This window comes from Marinomonas sp. ATLA20 (assembly GCF_057180105.1).
The window spans coordinates 1-17049 of the sequence record NZ_JBXUKU010000006.1; the positions used below are offsets into that span (position 1 = coordinate 1).

General features: G+C 44.4%; 15 protein-coding genes. 8 read left to right on the forward strand and 7 right to left on the reverse strand.

Translation table 11 applies throughout. The features are described 5' to 3' along the window. Window positions 1-601: 601 nt before the first annotated feature. The 4 genes from AC2A4J_RS11405 to AC2A4J_RS11420 all read right to left on the reverse strand — a co-directional run bounded on the left by AC2A4J_RS11405 (window position 602) and on the right by AC2A4J_RS11420 (window position 4761). Window positions 602-1291: a hypothetical protein gene (locus AC2A4J_RS11405; protein WP_484176083.1), complete on the reverse strand. Its 690-nt coding sequence runs from the start codon at window positions 1289-1291 to the stop codon at window positions 602-604. A gap of 84 nt (window positions 1292-1375) precedes the next feature. Beyond that, window positions 1376-2665 carry a hypothetical protein gene (locus AC2A4J_RS11410; RefSeq protein ID WP_484176084.1) on the reverse strand — a complete coding sequence of 430 codons (1290 nt, stop codon included), beginning with the start codon at window positions 2663-2665 and terminating at the stop codon, window positions 1376-1378. Window positions 2666-3352: 687 nt separating this feature from the next. Further along, entirely contained in the window at window positions 3353-3523 is a 171-nt protein-coding gene (locus AC2A4J_RS11415; protein ID WP_484176085.1) for a hypothetical protein, read from the reverse strand. 326 nt (window positions 3524-3849) lie between these two features. After that, window positions 3850-4761 carry an AraC family transcriptional regulator gene (locus AC2A4J_RS11420; RefSeq protein ID WP_484176086.1) on the reverse strand — a complete coding sequence of 304 codons (912 nt, stop codon included), beginning with the start codon at window positions 4759-4761 and terminating at the stop codon, window positions 3850-3852. Window positions 4762-5027: 266 nt separating this feature from the next. Between AC2A4J_RS11420 and AC2A4J_RS11425 the strand changes: the two genes are divergently transcribed. From AC2A4J_RS11425 to AC2A4J_RS11435, 3 genes are all read left to right on the forward strand, one after another. Next, the gene (locus AC2A4J_RS11425) at window positions 5028-6131 is read left to right on the forward strand and encodes an alpha/beta hydrolase (RefSeq protein ID WP_484176087.1); all 1104 of its coding nucleotides are present in this window, start codon (window positions 5028-5030) and stop codon (window positions 6129-6131) included. A 95-nt stretch (window positions 6132-6226) separates the two neighbouring features. Beyond that, window positions 6227-7432: an MFS transporter gene (locus AC2A4J_RS11430; RefSeq protein ID WP_484176088.1), complete on the forward strand. Its 1206-nt coding sequence runs from the start codon at window positions 6227-6229 to the stop codon at window positions 7430-7432. A 42-nt stretch (window positions 7433-7474) separates the two neighbouring features. Continuing rightward, window positions 7475-8014 (forward strand): cyclophilin-like fold protein, encoded by a 540-nt coding sequence (locus AC2A4J_RS11435; RefSeq protein ID WP_484176089.1) that lies wholly within the window; start codon window positions 7475-7477, stop codon window positions 8012-8014. Between the two features lie 253 nt (window positions 8015-8267). On the opposite strand, the gene xdhC is transcribed toward AC2A4J_RS11435, so the two are convergent. The 3 genes from xdhC to xdhA are packed head-to-tail and all read right to left on the reverse strand — an operon-like array spanning window position 8268 to window position 12968. Beyond that, window positions 8268-9134, reverse strand: a complete 867-nt coding sequence (gene xdhC, locus AC2A4J_RS11440) for a xanthine dehydrogenase accessory protein XdhC (protein ID WP_484176090.1) — start codon at window positions 9132-9134, stop codon at window positions 8268-8270. Then, window positions 9131-11476: a xanthine dehydrogenase molybdopterin binding subunit gene (gene xdhB / locus AC2A4J_RS11445; RefSeq protein WP_484176091.1), complete on the reverse strand. Its 2346-nt coding sequence runs from the start codon at window positions 11474-11476 to the stop codon at window positions 9131-9133. The genes xdhC and xdhB overlap by 4 nt, the downstream gene beginning before the upstream one ends. Continuing rightward, window positions 11469-12968: a xanthine dehydrogenase small subunit gene (gene xdhA, locus AC2A4J_RS11450; RefSeq protein ID WP_484176092.1), complete on the reverse strand. Its 1500-nt coding sequence runs from the start codon at window positions 12966-12968 to the stop codon at window positions 11469-11471. Before xdhA ends, xdhB begins: the two co-directional genes overlap by 8 nt. 244 nt (window positions 12969-13212) lie before the next feature. Between xdhA and AC2A4J_RS11455 the strand changes: the two genes are divergently transcribed. From AC2A4J_RS11455 to AC2A4J_RS11475, 5 genes are all read left to right on the forward strand, one after another. Continuing rightward, window positions 13213-13515: a cupin domain-containing protein gene (locus tag AC2A4J_RS11455; protein WP_484176093.1), complete on the forward strand. Its 303-nt coding sequence runs from the start codon at window positions 13213-13215 to the stop codon at window positions 13513-13515. 347 nt (window positions 13516-13862) lie between these two features. Next, window positions 13863-14858, forward strand: coding sequence for an ABC transporter substrate-binding protein (locus AC2A4J_RS11460; RefSeq protein ID WP_484176094.1), 996 nt, complete (start codon window positions 13863-13865; stop codon window positions 14856-14858). A 4-nt stretch (window positions 14859-14862) separates the two neighbouring features. Then, window positions 14863-15666 carry an ABC transporter ATP-binding protein gene (locus AC2A4J_RS11465; RefSeq protein ID WP_484176095.1) on the forward strand — a complete coding sequence of 268 codons (804 nt, stop codon included), beginning with the start codon at window positions 14863-14865 and terminating at the stop codon, window positions 15664-15666. Next, entirely contained in the window at window positions 15644-16438 is a 795-nt protein-coding gene (locus AC2A4J_RS11470) for an ABC transporter permease (RefSeq protein WP_484176096.1), read from the forward strand. The genes AC2A4J_RS11465 and AC2A4J_RS11470 overlap by 23 nt, the downstream gene beginning before the upstream one ends. 14 nt (window positions 16439-16452) lie before the next feature. Further along, window positions 16453-16929 (forward strand): nucleoside deaminase, encoded by a 477-nt coding sequence (locus AC2A4J_RS11475; protein ID WP_484176097.1) that lies wholly within the window; start codon window positions 16453-16455, stop codon window positions 16927-16929. Window positions 16930-17049: the final 120 nt, after the last annotated feature.

Here is a 17049-nt window from a genome sequence, read left to right on the forward strand (position 1 = left end):
CCCACTGTTGAACGGCTGCGTTGTCTATATAGGGGATTTGCTTTTTTCATGGTAGGACTTCCCTGTTATATAACTCGCTAAATACCAACGTCTGTCTGGACTATGCCGCTTCAGATCGTCTTTGATCGCCGCTATGTTGATTCTTAATGTACCCTTTTTGTAGCGTGATTTGATCAGATAGGCAAGGGGTTCCCTCAGGCCTTTTGACCTGATCTGTTTTATTACCGACTCTCACCGTTTGCTAACGCTAACAGCCATTGTCCCATGGCAGCTTGATGCGAAGCCGTTCTGTCACTTTATTCTCAGATACACCGGCAAGATAAACAAAAAGAAAGCTTCGCTTTCGCGGCAGATCACGCTGCGCTCATCGTGCCCTACATGTAAGTTTGTACGCGAGGTATTTTGTTGATTGACGTGGAGCAAGGCGAACACCAAAAACGAGGTCAAACGGCAATCTATGAATTTAGGGTCAGATGAAAAAACACTATTTTTCATCTGACCCTAAATTCCCAAATGGTAAATTGTACGTAGAAAGTGTTGGTCTATTTTTTTATTCATTGGAGACTCAATTCTCTCGTATATGTAGGAGATGCCTAACGTCCTAATCAGCCGCGCCGCTTTTTGGCGTCGACTGGATTTGCCTGTTAGACCACTGGTTCGGGTTTGGTAAATTGACTAAATACATTTCTTTATAGCTATCAATAGCATTTTTATAAGGTATTTGTTCAATAACTAAGCTAATAACGCCTATGCAGGCTTGATATGCCCAGAGTGCAAAATCTTTGTTGTCTATAATTGTTACCCAGTCATATGAGTCATTGTTTTTACCAAACCCATTGGACTTTAGTTTTTTGATTAATAGTTTTTCGAATTTTGGTGGTTCAATAACACCACCTGAAATATTTAAAACAGAAGCCTTTGGATGCGTTAATTCATTGCGTACGTCTACAACAATACTAAATCTTTGAAATTCAGGAGTATTACCTTTTTTGAGTCTTTTACCAGATAACGCTTCATAAGCAACTTGAACTTTCTTTTTGGGAGATGCTCGGTTATTTTCAGCTTTTTCCAATTCTTTTGCCATTTTTACCATTGGGTTTTGGATAGAGTGATTATGTTTCTCGTAGCCAATACCGAACTGACAAAATTCGTTAAGAAATGCTTCTACAGCAGAAACTGAAGATTTCACTGCTGCTTTTGCACCAGATCCATTTTCACCTATAGATAAAATCTGATTTCTTGCATCCTCAAGAAATGCGAAAGACCTCATCGTAAATCCATGTGCTTCCACTCAACACCTCTATATTTATGATTTGTGGCCTAACGCTCAAAGCAGCTGCGCGGTACGCGTCGGCTGCCTTTGCTTGTTAACTCATTATACGACTGTAGATGTTTCAAAAATTATCTTCTCAGATATAAATCTCAACAATGGTACTTCTTTTACCAAGGTTTTATCATCCCTAAAAGGGGTGTATTTTTCTTTTTCCGATTCTTTACTATGTACGATTGAGTTTCGATTTTTGTATATTCTTGCCGCCAGATGCTTGAATATTATCTCATCATCATCGCCTTCGAGATGAACTGTTCCTGCGCCAGAGAATTCAACTGACTCAAGCTTATAGTAGTTTACTAGACTGCCATCATAGTCATTAATTTTTTGCACTAACTCACTTATATTTAAGTATTTTTTGAGAGTTAATCGAAGCCCTTCTTGCTCGTTAAAGGTCATACTATCATCACGCATTTTGATAGACTTACCAATCTCTTTAATGAGAGAGGAAATATCTTTTTTTCTTTTATATGAGAAATCTGGGTGAGTAAGTTTATTTCTCACCTTGTCGACGAGATCTTCATTAAATACACTTTCAAAAAAATGCTCGGCTATATGGTAGTAACAAATGTACTCAAGCATTGGATTTTCAGTGCCAACTGCCAATTGATAGTGATGAATAAGATCTGGTACATATGTTCTTCGCGGAGGATCTATTTCATCAATATTAGACCTGCGATTTCTTGTAATTCTAGCCGTCCTCAATAACTCATCGAAATCCCTTTGCTGAACCAACGCGGCATCAGTATTGTAAGTAATATTAAAAAGAAATGCGGAGGAAAATTTCTCGAAGTCACCAGTTGACTTGCGAGTATCAGACTTTACCTTGAGCGTCATTCTGCCAGCAATGAATTTCTTGAGATAATCAAAAACGCAAGGCTGTTCCTCTATCGCCCTACGTATCATTGAGCCATTCATTATTGGTCTCGATAAAGCTCTCGGGTCACCATATACGACAGCATTTTTGATTAAAAAAAGTATAAATTGGTTAGATGGTCGACCTAAGGTATATCTAATTTTATTCTCAGAGTCTTCTATTTCAAGGATTACGTTTTCATCTCGACCACGTGGTGAAAATCTGAAATACGGCCCTTCTTCTCTTACAAGAATCTCATATGACCTATCTGTTGTGATGACTGTCTCTGATGCTGATTCGAATTCTTTAAGTAGAGTAATTTCATTTATCAATTTTTCTTTGGAAAGAACAAGCTGCAAGCCATCAGACATCGCAGACCTAGCCTTGTAGATAAAGCCATCATCAATCTCTTCAACTTCACACCTAATTATTTCTCCAATCCACGAAGCAAAATCATTAATACTTTCTTCAATTTCCATTTATTCTCCATGTACATGATTGGGAGTTAACAATTAAGGGTTATACAGCAGCGTAGCTGCGGCTATAACCCACTGTTGAACGGCTGCGTTGTCTATATAGGGGATTTGCTTTTTTCATGGTAGGACCTCCCTGTTAAATAAATCACTAAACACCAAAGAATGTTTGGAAGATTCCTCTCAGATGGCCTTTGATCGCCGCTATGTTGGCTCTTTATTTGTTCTTTTGTAGCGCGATTTGACCAAAGAGGCAAGCGATTCCCTCAGGCCTTATGACCTGATCTGTTTTTATACCCTGATCTCACTAAGTGCTAACGCTAACTGCCATTGTCCCATGGCAGTATGATGCGAAGCCGTTCTGTCACTTTGCTATCAGAGACATCGTCAAGATAAACAAAAGAAAGCTTCGCTTTCGCGGCACTTTTAAAATATATAAAAATCCGCTTCGCTTATATGCCCTACAAGGTGAGTTGGGACGCGAGGTATTTTGGTGGAGCAAGGCGAACGCCAAGAGCGGGGTCAAACGGCAATTTATAACAGTAACGTCGAGCGGTGGTGTTTGGTTTGCTCGCGTCTCCAGCGGAGGTCAGGGTCAAAGCCCTTTTCTATAAAGGCTTGTTGTATCCGACAGTACAGTAGAGGAAAAGGGGTTCGACCCTTTGGGTTATTGAAGCACTCTAGATAAAGATTTTATAGTTTGCCAATAATTTCTAATTCTCTTTGAAAGTCTTCATAAGATATTTCTTGCTCACTTGAACGTTCAGATATGGCAGCTAGGTCTTCTTGATCTTCTCTCATAAGCAAACGGATCGCTTCATCAATTAGTTCTGAAATTGAAACATCTGATGATGCCGCTCGCATTTTTAACGCTTTGATAAATTACTCATGTTATGCCTCGACGATTCCTTTGTAGCCTTTATATTGTAGCGCTATAACACTAAACCACCAAAGTAATAACCCCTCCCTCGCCCTCCCCTTGGAAGACATAAGGGGAGGGAATAATTACGTTGTCGAGCTGAAGCCACGACCTACAAAAATTGTTAAATCAATAACTTACAAGGTTAATGTGGAGCAAGACGAACGCCAAGAGTAAGATAAAATTGTTTAAGTAAGCTAAATAAAAGCTAGGATCAAAGATCTTTGGTTTGCACCCATAAAAAACGTCGCTTTTAACGACGTTTTTTTGATTAGATAGGCGCTGCGCTTCCTTTTCTTAGTTCCTCAATGTGTCGCTTGGGCGATTGACCAAAGAGGCGAGCATATTCGCGACTGAAGTGAGAAGGGCTTTCATAACCCACTTTGAATGCAGCGCTTGAAGCATCAAGACTATCATTCAGCATCAAGCGCTGTGCTTCATTTAATCGCAACCATTTCTGATACTGCAAAGGACTCATCGCTGTGTGTTCACGAAAGTGATGGTACAGAGTAGTGCTACTCATTTGAACATAAGCAGCAAGCTCTTCAATATGCAAAGGTTTAGAGTAATGCTTTCTCAACCAGCCAATCGCTCTTGAAATTCTGTGGGCCTGACTCCCGGTCGAAGCAATCTGCCAAAGTCGACCCGCTAGGTCGCTATTCAAAAGACGATAATGAATTTCTCTGATAATGAGTGGCGACAGCGTTGCAATAGCATCTGGCTCATCAAGCAAAGCCAACAAACGAGTAAAGGGCTCCAGTAAAGATGCTGAAACCGTTCCTATTGCCGAGCTCCCACTAATAGAACCTTCATAGGGAGGAGGCATGCCATTTTGAGAGATAATATCCGCCATAAGTAGCATATCGAGCCTGAGCATTAGCCCTAAACAAGGACTATCTGTACTGGCGTCTAGCACTTGTGAACTCGCTGGTAAATCCAGTGAGTTTAATAAAAAGTGCTGAGTATCATAAATAAAGCCTTGCTCCCCTACTAACAGCTGTTTAGTGCCTTGAACGACAAAAAGAACACTTGCTTCAATCGTGCAAGGACAAGGTTCGGTTATCACTTCTCGTCGAAAAAAAGATAGGTTTTCGATTAATGTAGCGCAATCTTCCTGTCCTACTGTTTTTTCTTCGATCACCTTAGCTAAATCGTTTTGTATGCTGCTGATATCTCTATTCATGTCTTTGATTCTAATGATGGAAATGCGTTGAGTTGTAAGGAGTTACTTCGAGAAATTATCTTTTCATAATAGTTGCTGCACTATCCTAGGTCACGTGAAATTCTGCTCTTCAGGACTATCGGCAAGAATCAAGCAGAATCCTGCTAACCCCCAAATACCCAGAGCTGTAAAACTAGATGCGAATGACTGCTTTCAGAAAGACGATGCTTAATAACGCTTTGTGATCGACAACTGGTTTGCCTAACTTACTTATCTGGAGAATGACCATGGATAAACATACTGAAATTACAAATAATATGACTCAACAAGATGTTCCTGATGAAGGCCGTCGCAATATGATGAAATTAACAGGGGCAGGCATGGTGGCACTAGGCGTTGCCTCGCTAACCACTGGCAAAGCCTTTGCTTCGTCCATAAAACTAAATAATGACTGGGACAAAAAATTCGCCAAAAGTGACAAGGTTGATCATAAAAAAGTCACCTTCAAAAACCGCTACGGCATTACTCTTGCCGCTGATCTTTACCAACCAAAAAATGCGTCTGGCAAATTACCAGCCATTGTCGTTGGTGGGCCTTTTGGTGCTGTGAAGGAACAATCTTCTGGCCTGTATGCACAAACCATGGCAGAACGTGGCTTCGTGACGCTGGCTTTTGATCCATCTTATACAGGAGAAAGTGGTGGTGAACCTCGCAACATTGCTTCTCCAGACATCAACACGGAAGATTTTAGCGCAGCGGTGGATTGTATTGGCATGCAATCCCATGTGGATCGTGAGCGTATCGGAATGATTGGTATCTGTGGTTGGGGCGGTATGGCATTAAATGCTGTCGCGGCCGATAAACGTGTCAAAGCCGTAGTAGCAAGCACCATGTATGATATGACTCGTGTCATGTCAAAAGGCTATAACGACAGTGTCACCTTAGCTCAACGTACACAAGGATTAGAACAACTAAGCCAACAACGTTGGGAAGATGCAGGTAACGCTGCTCCAGCTTACCAAGCCCCCTACAACGTATTAAAAGGCGGCGAGCCGCAATTCATGGTCGACTATCATGATTACTACATGACTCCTCGTGGCTATCACCCTCGCGCGGTCAATTCTGGTAACGCATGGTCACAGACGACACCATTATCCTTTATGAATATGCCTTTACTGACTTATATTTCAGAGATTTCTCCTCGTCCAGTTTTGTTCATTCATGGTGAAAAGGCTCACTCACTTTATATGGGTAAAACAGCCTATGAAAATGCGGCTGAACCAAAAGAGATGATGATTATTCCTGGCGCAAGCCATGTTGATTTATATGATCAAGTGGATGTCATCCCATTCGACAAGCTAACTAGCTTCTTTAAGCAACACCTAGCCTAATCGACATCGAAATTGTTGAAGTAACTTCTGCACCATGCGGCTCTTTGGGCTCGCGTGGTGCTTTTTTTATAGAAATCGAGGCGTAACAAAAATCTATGGCACTCACCACATCTGATACTCATGATGGAACATCAACAGACAAGACTAATAACACCGCTCATTGGAGTGGCGTTTTTGCCATGTCGCTATGCGTATTCACGCTAATAGCGTCCGAATTTATGCCGGTTAGTCTGCTAACGCCCATTGCCAACGACTTACAAATTACAGAAGGAATGGCAGGCCAAGGTATTGCAATTTCTGGCGCCTTTGCCGTATTAACTAGCCTTTTACTTCCTATGCTAATTGGATCAATGGACCGTAAAAAGTTAATGCTAATACTGACAGTCTTGATGGGAATATCTGGAAGCATTGTCGCGCTGGCTCCAAACTACACAGCTTATATGCTTGGTCGTGCGCTCATCGGTGTGGTTATCGGCGGATTTTGGTCAATGTCAGCCGCCATGGCGATTCGGTTAGTTCCATCTAACAAGGTTCCTAAAGCTTTGGCTATTTTTAATGGCGGTAACGCACTAGCAACGGTAGTTGCCGCGCCATTAGGAAGTTATTTAGGTTCTATTGTAGGGTGGCGAGGTGCATTTTTAGCTATCATTCCTATCGCACTAATTACCTTAATGTGGCAGTGGATCGCATTACCGTCTATGAAGGGAAAGGTACGCGAACCAGGTTCAGGCAATATTCTCAAGGCGCTAAAAAGCCGTGCCGTTGCCTATGGTATGGCTGGATGCGGTGCCTTCTTTATGGGCCAGTTTGCCCTTTTTACCTACCTACGCCCTTTCCTTGAAACCGTTACGCAGACTAGCGTATCAACACTGTCTCTTCTATTGCTCACCATTGGTTTTTCAGGGTTTATCGGTACGCTAATAATCAGTTCAATCCTAAAACGTACTTTATATGGCTTGCTGATTGGCATTCCCGTTTTTATGGCAGCCATTGCTGTAATACTGATACCAGCTGGAAGCTATGTGTTACCTGTCGCTTTACTGCTAGCAATGTGGGGATTGGTCGCTACGGCTGCGCCTGTGGCTTGGTGGACTTGGTTAGCAAAAGCAATGCCAGAGAATGCTGAAGCAGGCGGCGGTCTGATGGTTGCCGTGGTTCAATTATCCATAGCGTTAGGTTCAACAATAGGAGGCATACTCTTCGATGCAGATGGCTATCAAAGCACCTTTATTGCTAGTGCAGCAGTCTTGCTCTTGAGTGCCTTTCTGACGCTTCAATCTTATCGTATGCAGACAAAGTAAAGTATCTATCCATATGCAAAATAAAATAATGAGGTCCCTATTATGAATAAAATTTTTCGTATCAACACAGATAACGTAAACACCTTACTCTTAATAGCGGACCATCAGAAAGCACAAACCCTAAAGCAAATTTGCCTTTCGTTACTGCTTTTACTAACGCTCGGTAACAGCTATGCAGCGCAGTCAACAACGAAGCCTACTTCTACTCAACAAGCATCCATAAACTCGGAGGAATCACGTATGTGGATAACCATTGGTGAACGTCGTTTCGCAGCGACCTTAGCCGACACTGATGCGGCACGTGAATTTGCGGCTATGTTACCGCTGATCCTAGACATGGATGATCTGAACAGTAACGAGAAGAAATTTGATTTATCAAATGCACTGACGAAGAATACCTATCAACCTGGCATCATTCATAATGGAGATATCATGCTGTGGGGATCTCGCACTTTGGTGGTCTTCTATAAAACCTTTGATACTCCATATTCCTATACTCGTATTGGGCACATAGAAAACTCAGAAGATTTGCCACGAGAACTGGGGCATAGCAACGCAATAATAAGATTCTCGAAGGACTAGCATTTGAATTACGTCTATTTTCGCAGGCGTCAGGGTCAAAGCCCTTTTCCATGGAGGCTTGTTGTTTCTGATAGTGCGTTGGAGGAAAAAGGGTTCGACCCTTTTTTAAGACAATGGATCCCCGCCTTCGCGGGGATGACGTTAATAGTCGCCTAGGACTGTATGATTTTCTAGGGGCAAGACTAACACCAAGAGCGAGGTCAAACGACAGTGTCGTGCGGTGGTGTTTGCCTTGCTCCTGCTACCAAACGACCTAGATGTGAGCCTTCTCTTCACTTAGGACGTTGTTGATTTCTTTCCAAGTCAGTCCGCTGCCCTTTTTCGCTTCTGTTTTGGTTTGGGTGATTTGGATGATTTGCCCAGCAATGGAGATGGCGATTTCGAAGGGCTTTTTGCCTGCGATTTCGTTTAGTCCCACTGGGCAATGTACTGAGTCGATTTCCGCTTGGCTAAAGGAAGCGCTGACGAGGCGTTTTTTGAAGCGCAGGGCTTTGGTTTTCGAGCCGATTAAGCCGATGAATCGGCAGTCTTTTCGATCTAACAAGGCTTCCACTAGCTGATAATCTAACGCGTGGTCGTGAGTCATGACTAAAGCGATTTCGTTATGGCTAATGTGGTCGATATGTTCCAACATGGATTCATACAAAAACGGTGTAACGCTGCTCGGTAGGCCTTTGATATTATGGTCTTGAGCGAGGTTTTCGCGGCTGTCGATCCATGAGATTTTCGCCTGCATGTTGCCCAATACATTGACCAAGGTGGTCGCGACGTGTCCCATTCCAAAGATAGTGATCTTTGTGGCGGGTTCTGGGAAATACTCCAGCAACACGCTAACCGTGCCGCCGCAACATTGGTTGGTTTTGGCGGCGAGGGGAAAGTTCTCCAGCACATGAGAAGGCGAAGACGCATCTTGCAACATGGCACGGGCTTTTTGGCAGACAGCGTATTCCAGCTGTCCACCGCCGATGGTGTCGAAGCTGTGTTCCTCGGTGATAATCATCTTGCTGGATGATTCCCGCGGCGCAGAACCTTGGGTGCCGATCACGGTGGCGATCACCCAAGCTTGCCCTGCTTTTTCCACTTCCTGTAACGCCTGAACCCAGATCATAGAAGACATCATAGGCTGACTTCCCCACCTGTTTTGTGATTTTGCGCCGCTTGCATGGCGTAAAACACCGCTTCTGGCGTGGCTGGCACGGACAATGGAGGCGAGATTTTATGGTCTGCCACGGCAGCGCAAGCGTCTTTTAACGCACACCAAACGGAAATGCCCAGCATGAGTGGCGGTTCGCCCACAGCTTTAGAACGATACACAGATTCTTCACTGTTGGGTCGATCAAACAGTTTAACGTTGAATTTCTCTGGGATGTCCGCCGAGGTTGGAATCTTGTAATTCGCCGGGCTGTTAGTAGTGATTCGGCCTTTTTCATCCCAACTTAATTCTTCTGAGGTGAGCCAGCCCATGCCTTGTACAAACGCGCCTTCGATCTGGCCGATGTCGATGTCAGCGTTTATCGAATCACCCACGTCGTGCAGGATATCCACCTGAGTGACTTTGTACTCGCCAGTGAAAGTATCAACGATTACTTCAGACACGGCCGCGCCATTGGCAAAGTACAAGAAAGGTCGGCCTTTGGCGGCTTTGCGGTCATAACCTATCTTCGGGGTTTTATAAAACCCGGTAGACGATAAAGACACGCGGTTCATGTACGCCAATTTAATGAATTCAGGAAAGCTCATTGTCTCGCTGCCTAGAATCACTTGATCGTCTTCAATAGCAAAGGCATCGGCGGCGATGCCGAAGTGTTCCATAGCGAATTCTTGCAAGCGGCTTTTGATCGTCAGTGCGGCGTCTAGCGCTGCCATGCCGTTCAAATCCGTTCCTGCTGATGCTGCAGTTGGTGATGCGTTTGGCACTTTATCCGTACGAGTAGAGCCTACGTTGACGCGTTGGTAATCAATGCCAAAGGCTTTGGCAACGATCTGCGCTACCTTGGTATAAAGCCCCTGCCCCATTTCCGTTCCGCCGTGACTCACATGCACGCTGCCATCTGTGTAGATATGCAGCAAGGCGCCACCTTGGTTTAAATGTTTCGAGGTAAAGGAAATACCGAACTTAACAGGTGTGAGCGCGAGTCCCTTTTTCAAAAATGGATTCTGCTTATTGAAGGTCTTAATCGCTTCACGGCGAGCACGATAATCCGAGCTGGTTTCCAGTTCTTCAATCAAGGTTAGCAAGACATCGTCGTCTACTTTTTGCCCATATGGCGTGGTGTCTTTATTCGCTTGATAACAGTTCAGCTTGCGAATATCTAAAGCATCTTTGCCCACAGCGCAGGCAATTTCTTCAATGACGTTTTCGGCTAAGATCACGCCTTTTGGCCCACCAAAACCACGAAACGCGGTATTGGAAACTGTGTGGGTTTTACCACGATACCCACTGATGCGAGCATTCGGTAGAAAGTAAGCATTGTCCGCATGGAACATAGCACGATCGACGACGCCGTCTGACAAATCGGCGGTACAACCACATTTTCCGACCATATCGTATTCTGCCGCGAGGATTTCTCCCGCGTCAGAAAAGCCTACTTGGTAGCTGTTCCAGAAGTCATGACGCTTGCCCGTTTGTACCATGTCGTCTTGACGAGGCATGCGATATTTCACCGGACAACGATTTCGTACTGCAAGCACAGCCGCCATACAGCCCAGCACCGCCGCTTGCGATTCTTTGCCGCCAAAGCCACCGCCCATACGTCGCACTTCGACAAGAACCTGTGCCACGGGTAAACCTAGCACACGCGCCACCAGCTTTTGCACTTCGGCAGGATGCTGAGAGGATGCAAATACTTGCACGCCACCGTCTTCATTGGGTGTCGCGACACTGATCTGCCCTTCCAAATAGAAGTGCTCTTGGCCCTTGATGTACAAATCGGATTTGAGTTTGTTCGGCGCGCTTTCCAGTGCCCCTTTGGCATCGCCACAGCTGATGGTGTGAGTTGGCAAGACGAACTCTTGGCGCTCTAACGATTGGCGAGGATGCAAGGTCGCTTCTCGCGGTTTGTACTCTATCTCAGCCAAGGCAACGGCTTGTTTCGCCGCACGTAAGCTGGTCGCCGCGACGGCAAAAATTGATTGGCCGACAAAGTGAACAAAATCACCAGCGAGTAGTAAATCGCCACTTAACACAGGTGACACATCTACTTCACCGGGAATATCAGATTGCACGATAACATCCACCACGCCTGGGTAAGCACGAACTTTGTCTAAATTGATCGACACAATATCCGCATGGGCTTCGGTCGACAATCCCGTTGCCACATGCAATTCATTTGGCCATTCTGGCATGTCGTCAATATAAACCGCTTGACCTGTTACGTGCTTAATAGCCGATTCATGAACAGGCAGGAGTCCCTTTTTAAAGGCTTTTGTGTCGAGGTTAAAGTCTTGTGGAAGTTTACGCATGAGTGCTGCCCTCCAAACCGGTCAATAAAATGGAATCGCTGACAGCGTGACCTGAAAAAGTCACCACCTCGGTGCCGTTTAGTTCCAGCCATGCTTTGCGAATCAGGTTACAGGCCATGTCTAAGCGATATTTCGCGCTGGCACGCATGTCACTCATGGGTGTTAACTCGCTGCGTAATGCTTCGATGGCTTGGTTTAAGGCTTGCTCGTCGTTAATGGCTTTGCCAGTCAGAGTAGCTTCCGCTTTTAAGCCGCGAATCGGTGTGGCCGCCATGCCACCAAATGCAAAGCGTACGTCACTTACTTTGCCATTATCAACGCTAAATCGAACCGCCAACATGACACTGGAAATATCGTCTTCCATGCGTTTCGATACTTTATAAAAACGATGGAATTGCGCCAGTTTGTCGAGAGGCACATCAAAGGATGCGATCATCTCATCATCTGCTAATTGGGTTTGTTTGTAGCCTTGGTAAAAGTCATTGATGTTTACCGTTCTGGTACTGCCGTCTGTTTTCAATAATTGAATATCGGCATCAAACGCCAATAATAACGGCGGTAAATCGGCAATTGGGGATGCGTTCGCTACATTGCCGCCAATCGTGCCACGGTTACGAATTTGTCGAGAGGCAATTCGGCTTAGCAAGCCATGGATCTGCGGATAAAGTATCTTACTGAAATCTTCCAATTCACTGTAAGTCACCGATGCGCCGATGGTTAAAGTGATGGCACCAATGTCCAGCGTTTTGAGTTCTACCACGCTAGAGACATCAATTAAGGTCTCAAAATCACGATAGCGCTGAGTATTTTCTAGCATCAAATCCGTACCACCCGCGATCAAGGTGGCGCCTGGATTCGAGGTTAATGCCTGAGCAAGTTGTTCTAAATTGGTAGGTTGCAGATAATTGCTTTTATCATTCGTCTCGGCTTGTAGGTTTTCAAGCAAACCTTTAATGCCTTCGTTTTTACTCATCAGCTCAATAAAAGGCGTCTCTTTCGATTCTTGAACCTTAATCATAGATAAGCCAGCTTCAATGATTGGGCGATAGCCAGTGCATCGGCATAAATTACCTGAAATAGCATCACAAACCGCTTCACGGTCAATTGGCTGATCATTGCTTTGTTTGTTTTCATACAAACCCGCTAAGGACAACACAAAACCCGGTGTGCAAAAACCACACTGTGAACCATGAGATTCCACCATAGCTTGTTGAGCAGGATGCAACTCATCCACCTTGGACAAATACTCAACAGAGACAACATGCTTGCCCGACAAGGATTGCACTGGCGTAATACATGAATTGAGCGTTGAATAAGTCAATTCGCCGTTTTCTAACGCACCAACAAGCAGCGTACATGCACCACAATCTCCCGATGCACAGCCCTCCTTCGTTCCGGTTAATCCACGCTTTTCTCTTAGATAGCGCAAAGCAGTAAAGTCGCTAGGGAGCGTGTTATCGTCGATGAGCTCGTCGTTTAGTATAAATTGCAAAGCGCTCTCCTTATTTATAGTGATGTAGGCAATGCTAGTTTTAATGCAAAAACCTGACCAATCGTACAGACTTTTAGTTTAAAACTAATTTTGCCTCTTGAACAATCAATTTTGTAATCAAAGCCATCCTCTTGCCACTCAAATATGAATTGAATATGCAAAGAAGAATATTCACTCTAGCAACAAACACAAATGAGTTTTATTATCATTAATACAATTTGATAAAGGATGTAAGGTTACCAATATGGATAAGATTAACATTAATGAAGAATTTGTATCTCTAAACGAAGAATGGGCACCAAAAATCATTGCCGAGTCTAATGGGCAATCGGTACGAATCCTAAAAGGGACAGGAGAATTAGGCTGGCACAAACATGAAGACGAAGAGAAGATTATCATGGTATTCAAAGGCCAACTGACATTAAAGCTCAAAGAATCCAACGACATTATCCTTGAGACAGGCGAAATGTATGTCATGCCAAAAGGCGTCGATCACTGCCCTGTCGCACAAGCTGACACGCACTTCATGATGATAGAACCATCTTAGTGCGCACTCCGAAGTAAGCATCAAACATAAGTCCAGAACGACAAAGATACAGTACCGCCAAAATTTAGGTCTGAAATATGACCTAAATTTTGTCGACAAAATAAAACAAAGAATCTCAGGCTATCGCCTATCAAGTCTGTTGATATCGCACCATTTTGTTTCATTACCTCTATTCAAATCTTTTTCTGTCCTATCCCCCAAAGTTTTCCTTTTTATTTTTTGATATAAAATTCAAATACTTAAAGGAATATTTACAGCTTCACAAAGAAGTGGAACAAATGTTGCTAACTATAAAACATATGAAACAAGCGGGTCTTTAGTCCCTATTAATTGTATGGAGTATGTTCATGAAAGCAGCAAAGAAAACAGCAATCCGATTGACTCTTTTAGCCAGCATCATTTCAAGCACGTCCGTCATGGCGGCCGATCAAGTAACGTTTCAATTAGATTGGTTGCCAGGCGGTGATAAAGCGCCCGTTTATGTGGGGATTCAACAGGGCTTCTTTGCTGAAGAAGACTTGGAAGTTAAGATCGCCAGCGGTCGCGGTTCCACCGATGCGTTAACTAAGATGGCCACTGGCCAATCAGATATTGGCAGTTCTGATATCGGCGCTTTGATGGCGGCTAAAGCGCAGGATAATGTCCCTGTTGTGGCGGTTTACCCTTACTTCACGCAAGCGCCACACGCATTCTTTGTATTAAAAAGCAGCGGCATAAAATCGATCAAAGATTTAAAAGGCAAAAAAGTTGCGACGTCGCCTTTCACCTCATCGAACGCTTTTTTACCGTTAGTATTACAACAAAACGGTCTGAGCGAAGACGATATTAAATTGGTGAAATCCGATCCGGGTGCCCTAGCGCCAATGATGATCACGGGCAGCACTGATGCCATTATTGCTTGGGTTACCAATACCGCCCTTTATGAATCTCAAGCAAAAGGCGCAGGCAAAGAGCTGATCGAAATGCCTTGGTCAAATTCTGGTTTGTCACTTTATAGTTCCTCTGTTTTAGCGTCTGAAAAATTCTTAGAAGAACGTCCTGATGTTGCAAAACGCTTCATCAAAGCGTTCGCGAAATCCATTGAGTTTACTTATGCCAACCCAGATCAAGCGGGTGCTGACTTACACAAAATGGTACCAGAAGTAGACGCCAACATTGTCTCCGCACAAATAAAGAGCATTTATAACTTGGTGTACAACGACGTAACAACACAAGACGGCTTCGGTAACTTCACCGATACGCGTATTCAAAAAACATGGGAATACGTTGCACAAGCGAATGGTGTATCTGTGGATGCAATAGACCCCAAAACCGCAGTGAACAGCAGCTTTAAGCCGGAGTAACGCAATGGAAGACAAAAATACGACGGATGGCAACAAATCCGCCTACGTTAGCATGAAAAAAGTGGGTCATAAATTTGACCCACGTCCAGATGCACCTATGGTTGTGCAAGACATTGACCTCGACATCCACCGCCACGAATTCGTTGCAGTGGTTGGGCCTTCTGGTTGTGGTAAATCCACCCTATTGCGCATGGTGGCTGGCTTACTGATTCCTTCCCATGGTGAAGTCTCTGTCTTTAATCGCCCTGTCACTGAACCACGTGATGATGTGGGTATCGTGTTTCAAAAAGCCAATTTATTGCCATGGTTAACAGTACGTAAGAATGTGTTATTTCCACTGAAACACAAATACGGCCGCTATTCCCCTAGTGATGAAAAGCGCGCAAACGAGTTATTGGAAATGGCAGGTTTAACCCAATTTGCGGATAAAATGCCAGACGAATTATCTGGCGGTATGCAACAGCGTGTTGGCATTGTGCGAGCACTTTTACTCAACCCAGACATTCTATTAATGGATGAGCCTTTCTCGGCACTCGATGCATTAACTCGTGAACAAATCGGCTTCGACCTGCTCGATATTTGGAAGAAGAATCCAAAAACAGTGCTGTTTATTACTCACTCCATAAGCGAGGCGGTGCTGTTATCAGATCGCATTCTCGTCATGAGCAAACGTCCAGGATCAGTGCTGGATTTGATCGAGGTGGACTTACCTCGCCCACGTTCTTCACAAACCATTAACTCCCCTCGCTTTGCTGAGCTAACCGATTTAATTAGAGGCTATATTTATGAACCAAACGTACCAGCCTAAATCTTGGCTTGGTCAGCAAGCCAATCGCTTCGCACCGGGCTTATTCTTTATCGGCCTAGTGCTGTTATGGGAATTAATCTGTCGATTTGGCAATGTGCCAAATTACATCCTGCCTTCACCATCGGCCATTTTCATCGCTTTCTTTGATGTGGAGTTTTCCCGTTGGTTAACCCATCTTTGGGCAACATTACGCGTGGCTTTAATGGGTTTTGCCTTGTCCATCATGATCGCGATTCCCTTGTCGATTGGCATGATGCGCTCTGAACTAATGAACCGAGTGCTTTATCCTGCTTTGATCGTGATTCAGTCTACGCCTGTGGTCGCTGTTGCGCCTTTGATCATCGTATTACTTGGTACAGACGACCCCTCTCGCGTGCTGATAACCTGCTTGATCACCTTCTTCCCTCTGGTGGTATCAACAACGACCGGAATGTTGGAAACACCACCAGAAATGATCGAGCTGAGCCAATCTTTGCGCGCTCCACGTTATCGTGAAACGTGGCAAATTCGTATTCCTTATGCGATTCCACACATTTTCAGCGGCCTTCGTGTCTCTATCACCTTGGCGATTATCGGTGCCGTGGTGGCGGAATTTGTCGCAGCAGAAGAAGGCTTGGGTTATTTCATTCAGTTCTCCACGTCGTTCTTCAAAATTCCACAAGCGTTTGCAGGACTTATCTTCTTGTCGATCATTAGCTTGTTACTGTTTAAATCGATCCAGTGGATTCAGGCTTGGCTTTTTCCGTGGAGCCTTCCTAAGAAACAATCTTAATAATTGAGACAGATATGACATTAAACACTAAAGACACTGACTTTCTACGCCAAAGCTTTGCCCTAGCGGATGAAGCCAAACAACAAGGTATCCACCCTTTTGCGGCGATCTTAGTCGACGATGAAGACAATGTACTCATGACGCAAGTAAACGGCTACTTGCCTGATTTCGATATGACAGGCCACGCAGAGCGCAAATTAATGACTCGTGCGAGCAAAGCCTATCGCCCTGACTTTTTGGCGAAATGCACCATGTTCGTTTCCGCCGAGCCTTGCGCCATGTGTGCAGGCTCTGCCTATTGGGCAGGATTAGGGCGCCTTGTGTATGGATTAAGCGAAGACAGCTTGAAAAACATCACTGGCAATCACCCAGAAAACCCAACCTTGGCTTTGCCTTGTCGCACCGTATTTGAATCGGGACAACGAAAAGTAGAAGTGATTGGACCTTGCCTTGAAGAAGAGGCAGCAAAATTGCATGAGGGTGTTTGGTAACACTAAATCATCGGAGTAGAAGCAGTCAGATGTATTTCATAGGAAATACATTCGGTCATTGCTCCATTTTCCACTAGGCAAAAACGCCTAGTTATTTTAAACCTAGGAGAATGGGAGAAA

What these genes read in the sequence shown, in the direction of transcription:
- AC2A4J_RS11410 (WP_484176084.1), bottom strand. Translation starts at nt 2,665, where the DNA reads ATGGAAATTGAAGAAAGTATTAATGATTTTGCTTCGTGGATTGGAGAA.
- AC2A4J_RS11415 (WP_484176085.1), bottom strand. Translation starts at nt 3,523, where the DNA reads ATGCGAGCGGCATCATCAGATGTTTCAATTTCAGAACTAATTGATGAA.
- AC2A4J_RS11420 (WP_484176086.1), bottom strand. Translation starts at nt 4,761, where the DNA reads ATGAATAGAGATATCAGCAGCATACAAAACGATTTAGCTAAGGTGATC.
- AC2A4J_RS11425 (WP_484176087.1), top strand. Translation starts at nt 5,028, where the DNA reads ATGGATAAACATACTGAAATTACAAATAATATGACTCAACAAGATGTT.
- AC2A4J_RS11430 (WP_484176088.1), top strand. Translation starts at nt 6,227, where the DNA reads ATGGCACTCACCACATCTGATACTCATGATGGAACATCAACAGACAAG.
- AC2A4J_RS11435 (WP_484176089.1), top strand. Translation starts at nt 7,475, where the DNA reads ATGAATAAAATTTTTCGTATCAACACAGATAACGTAAACACCTTACTC.
- xdhC (WP_484176090.1), bottom strand. Translation starts at nt 9,134, where the DNA reads ATGATGTCTTCTATGATCTGGGTTCAGGCGTTACAGGAAGTGGAAAAA.
- xdhB (WP_484176091.1), bottom strand. Translation starts at nt 11,476, where the DNA reads ATGCGTAAACTTCCACAAGACTTTAACCTCGACACAAAAGCCTTTAAA.
- AC2A4J_RS11455 (WP_484176093.1), top strand. Translation starts at nt 13,213, where the DNA reads ATGGATAAGATTAACATTAATGAAGAATTTGTATCTCTAAACGAAGAA.
- AC2A4J_RS11460 (WP_484176094.1), top strand. Translation starts at nt 13,863, where the DNA reads ATGAAAGCAGCAAAGAAAACAGCAATCCGATTGACTCTTTTAGCCAGC.
- AC2A4J_RS11465 (WP_484176095.1), top strand. Translation starts at nt 14,863, where the DNA reads ATGGAAGACAAAAATACGACGGATGGCAACAAATCCGCCTACGTTAGC.
- AC2A4J_RS11470 (WP_484176096.1), top strand. Translation starts at nt 15,644, where the DNA reads ATGAACCAAACGTACCAGCCTAAATCTTGGCTTGGTCAGCAAGCCAAT.
- AC2A4J_RS11475 (WP_484176097.1), top strand. Translation starts at nt 16,453, where the DNA reads ATGACATTAAACACTAAAGACACTGACTTTCTACGCCAAAGCTTTGCC.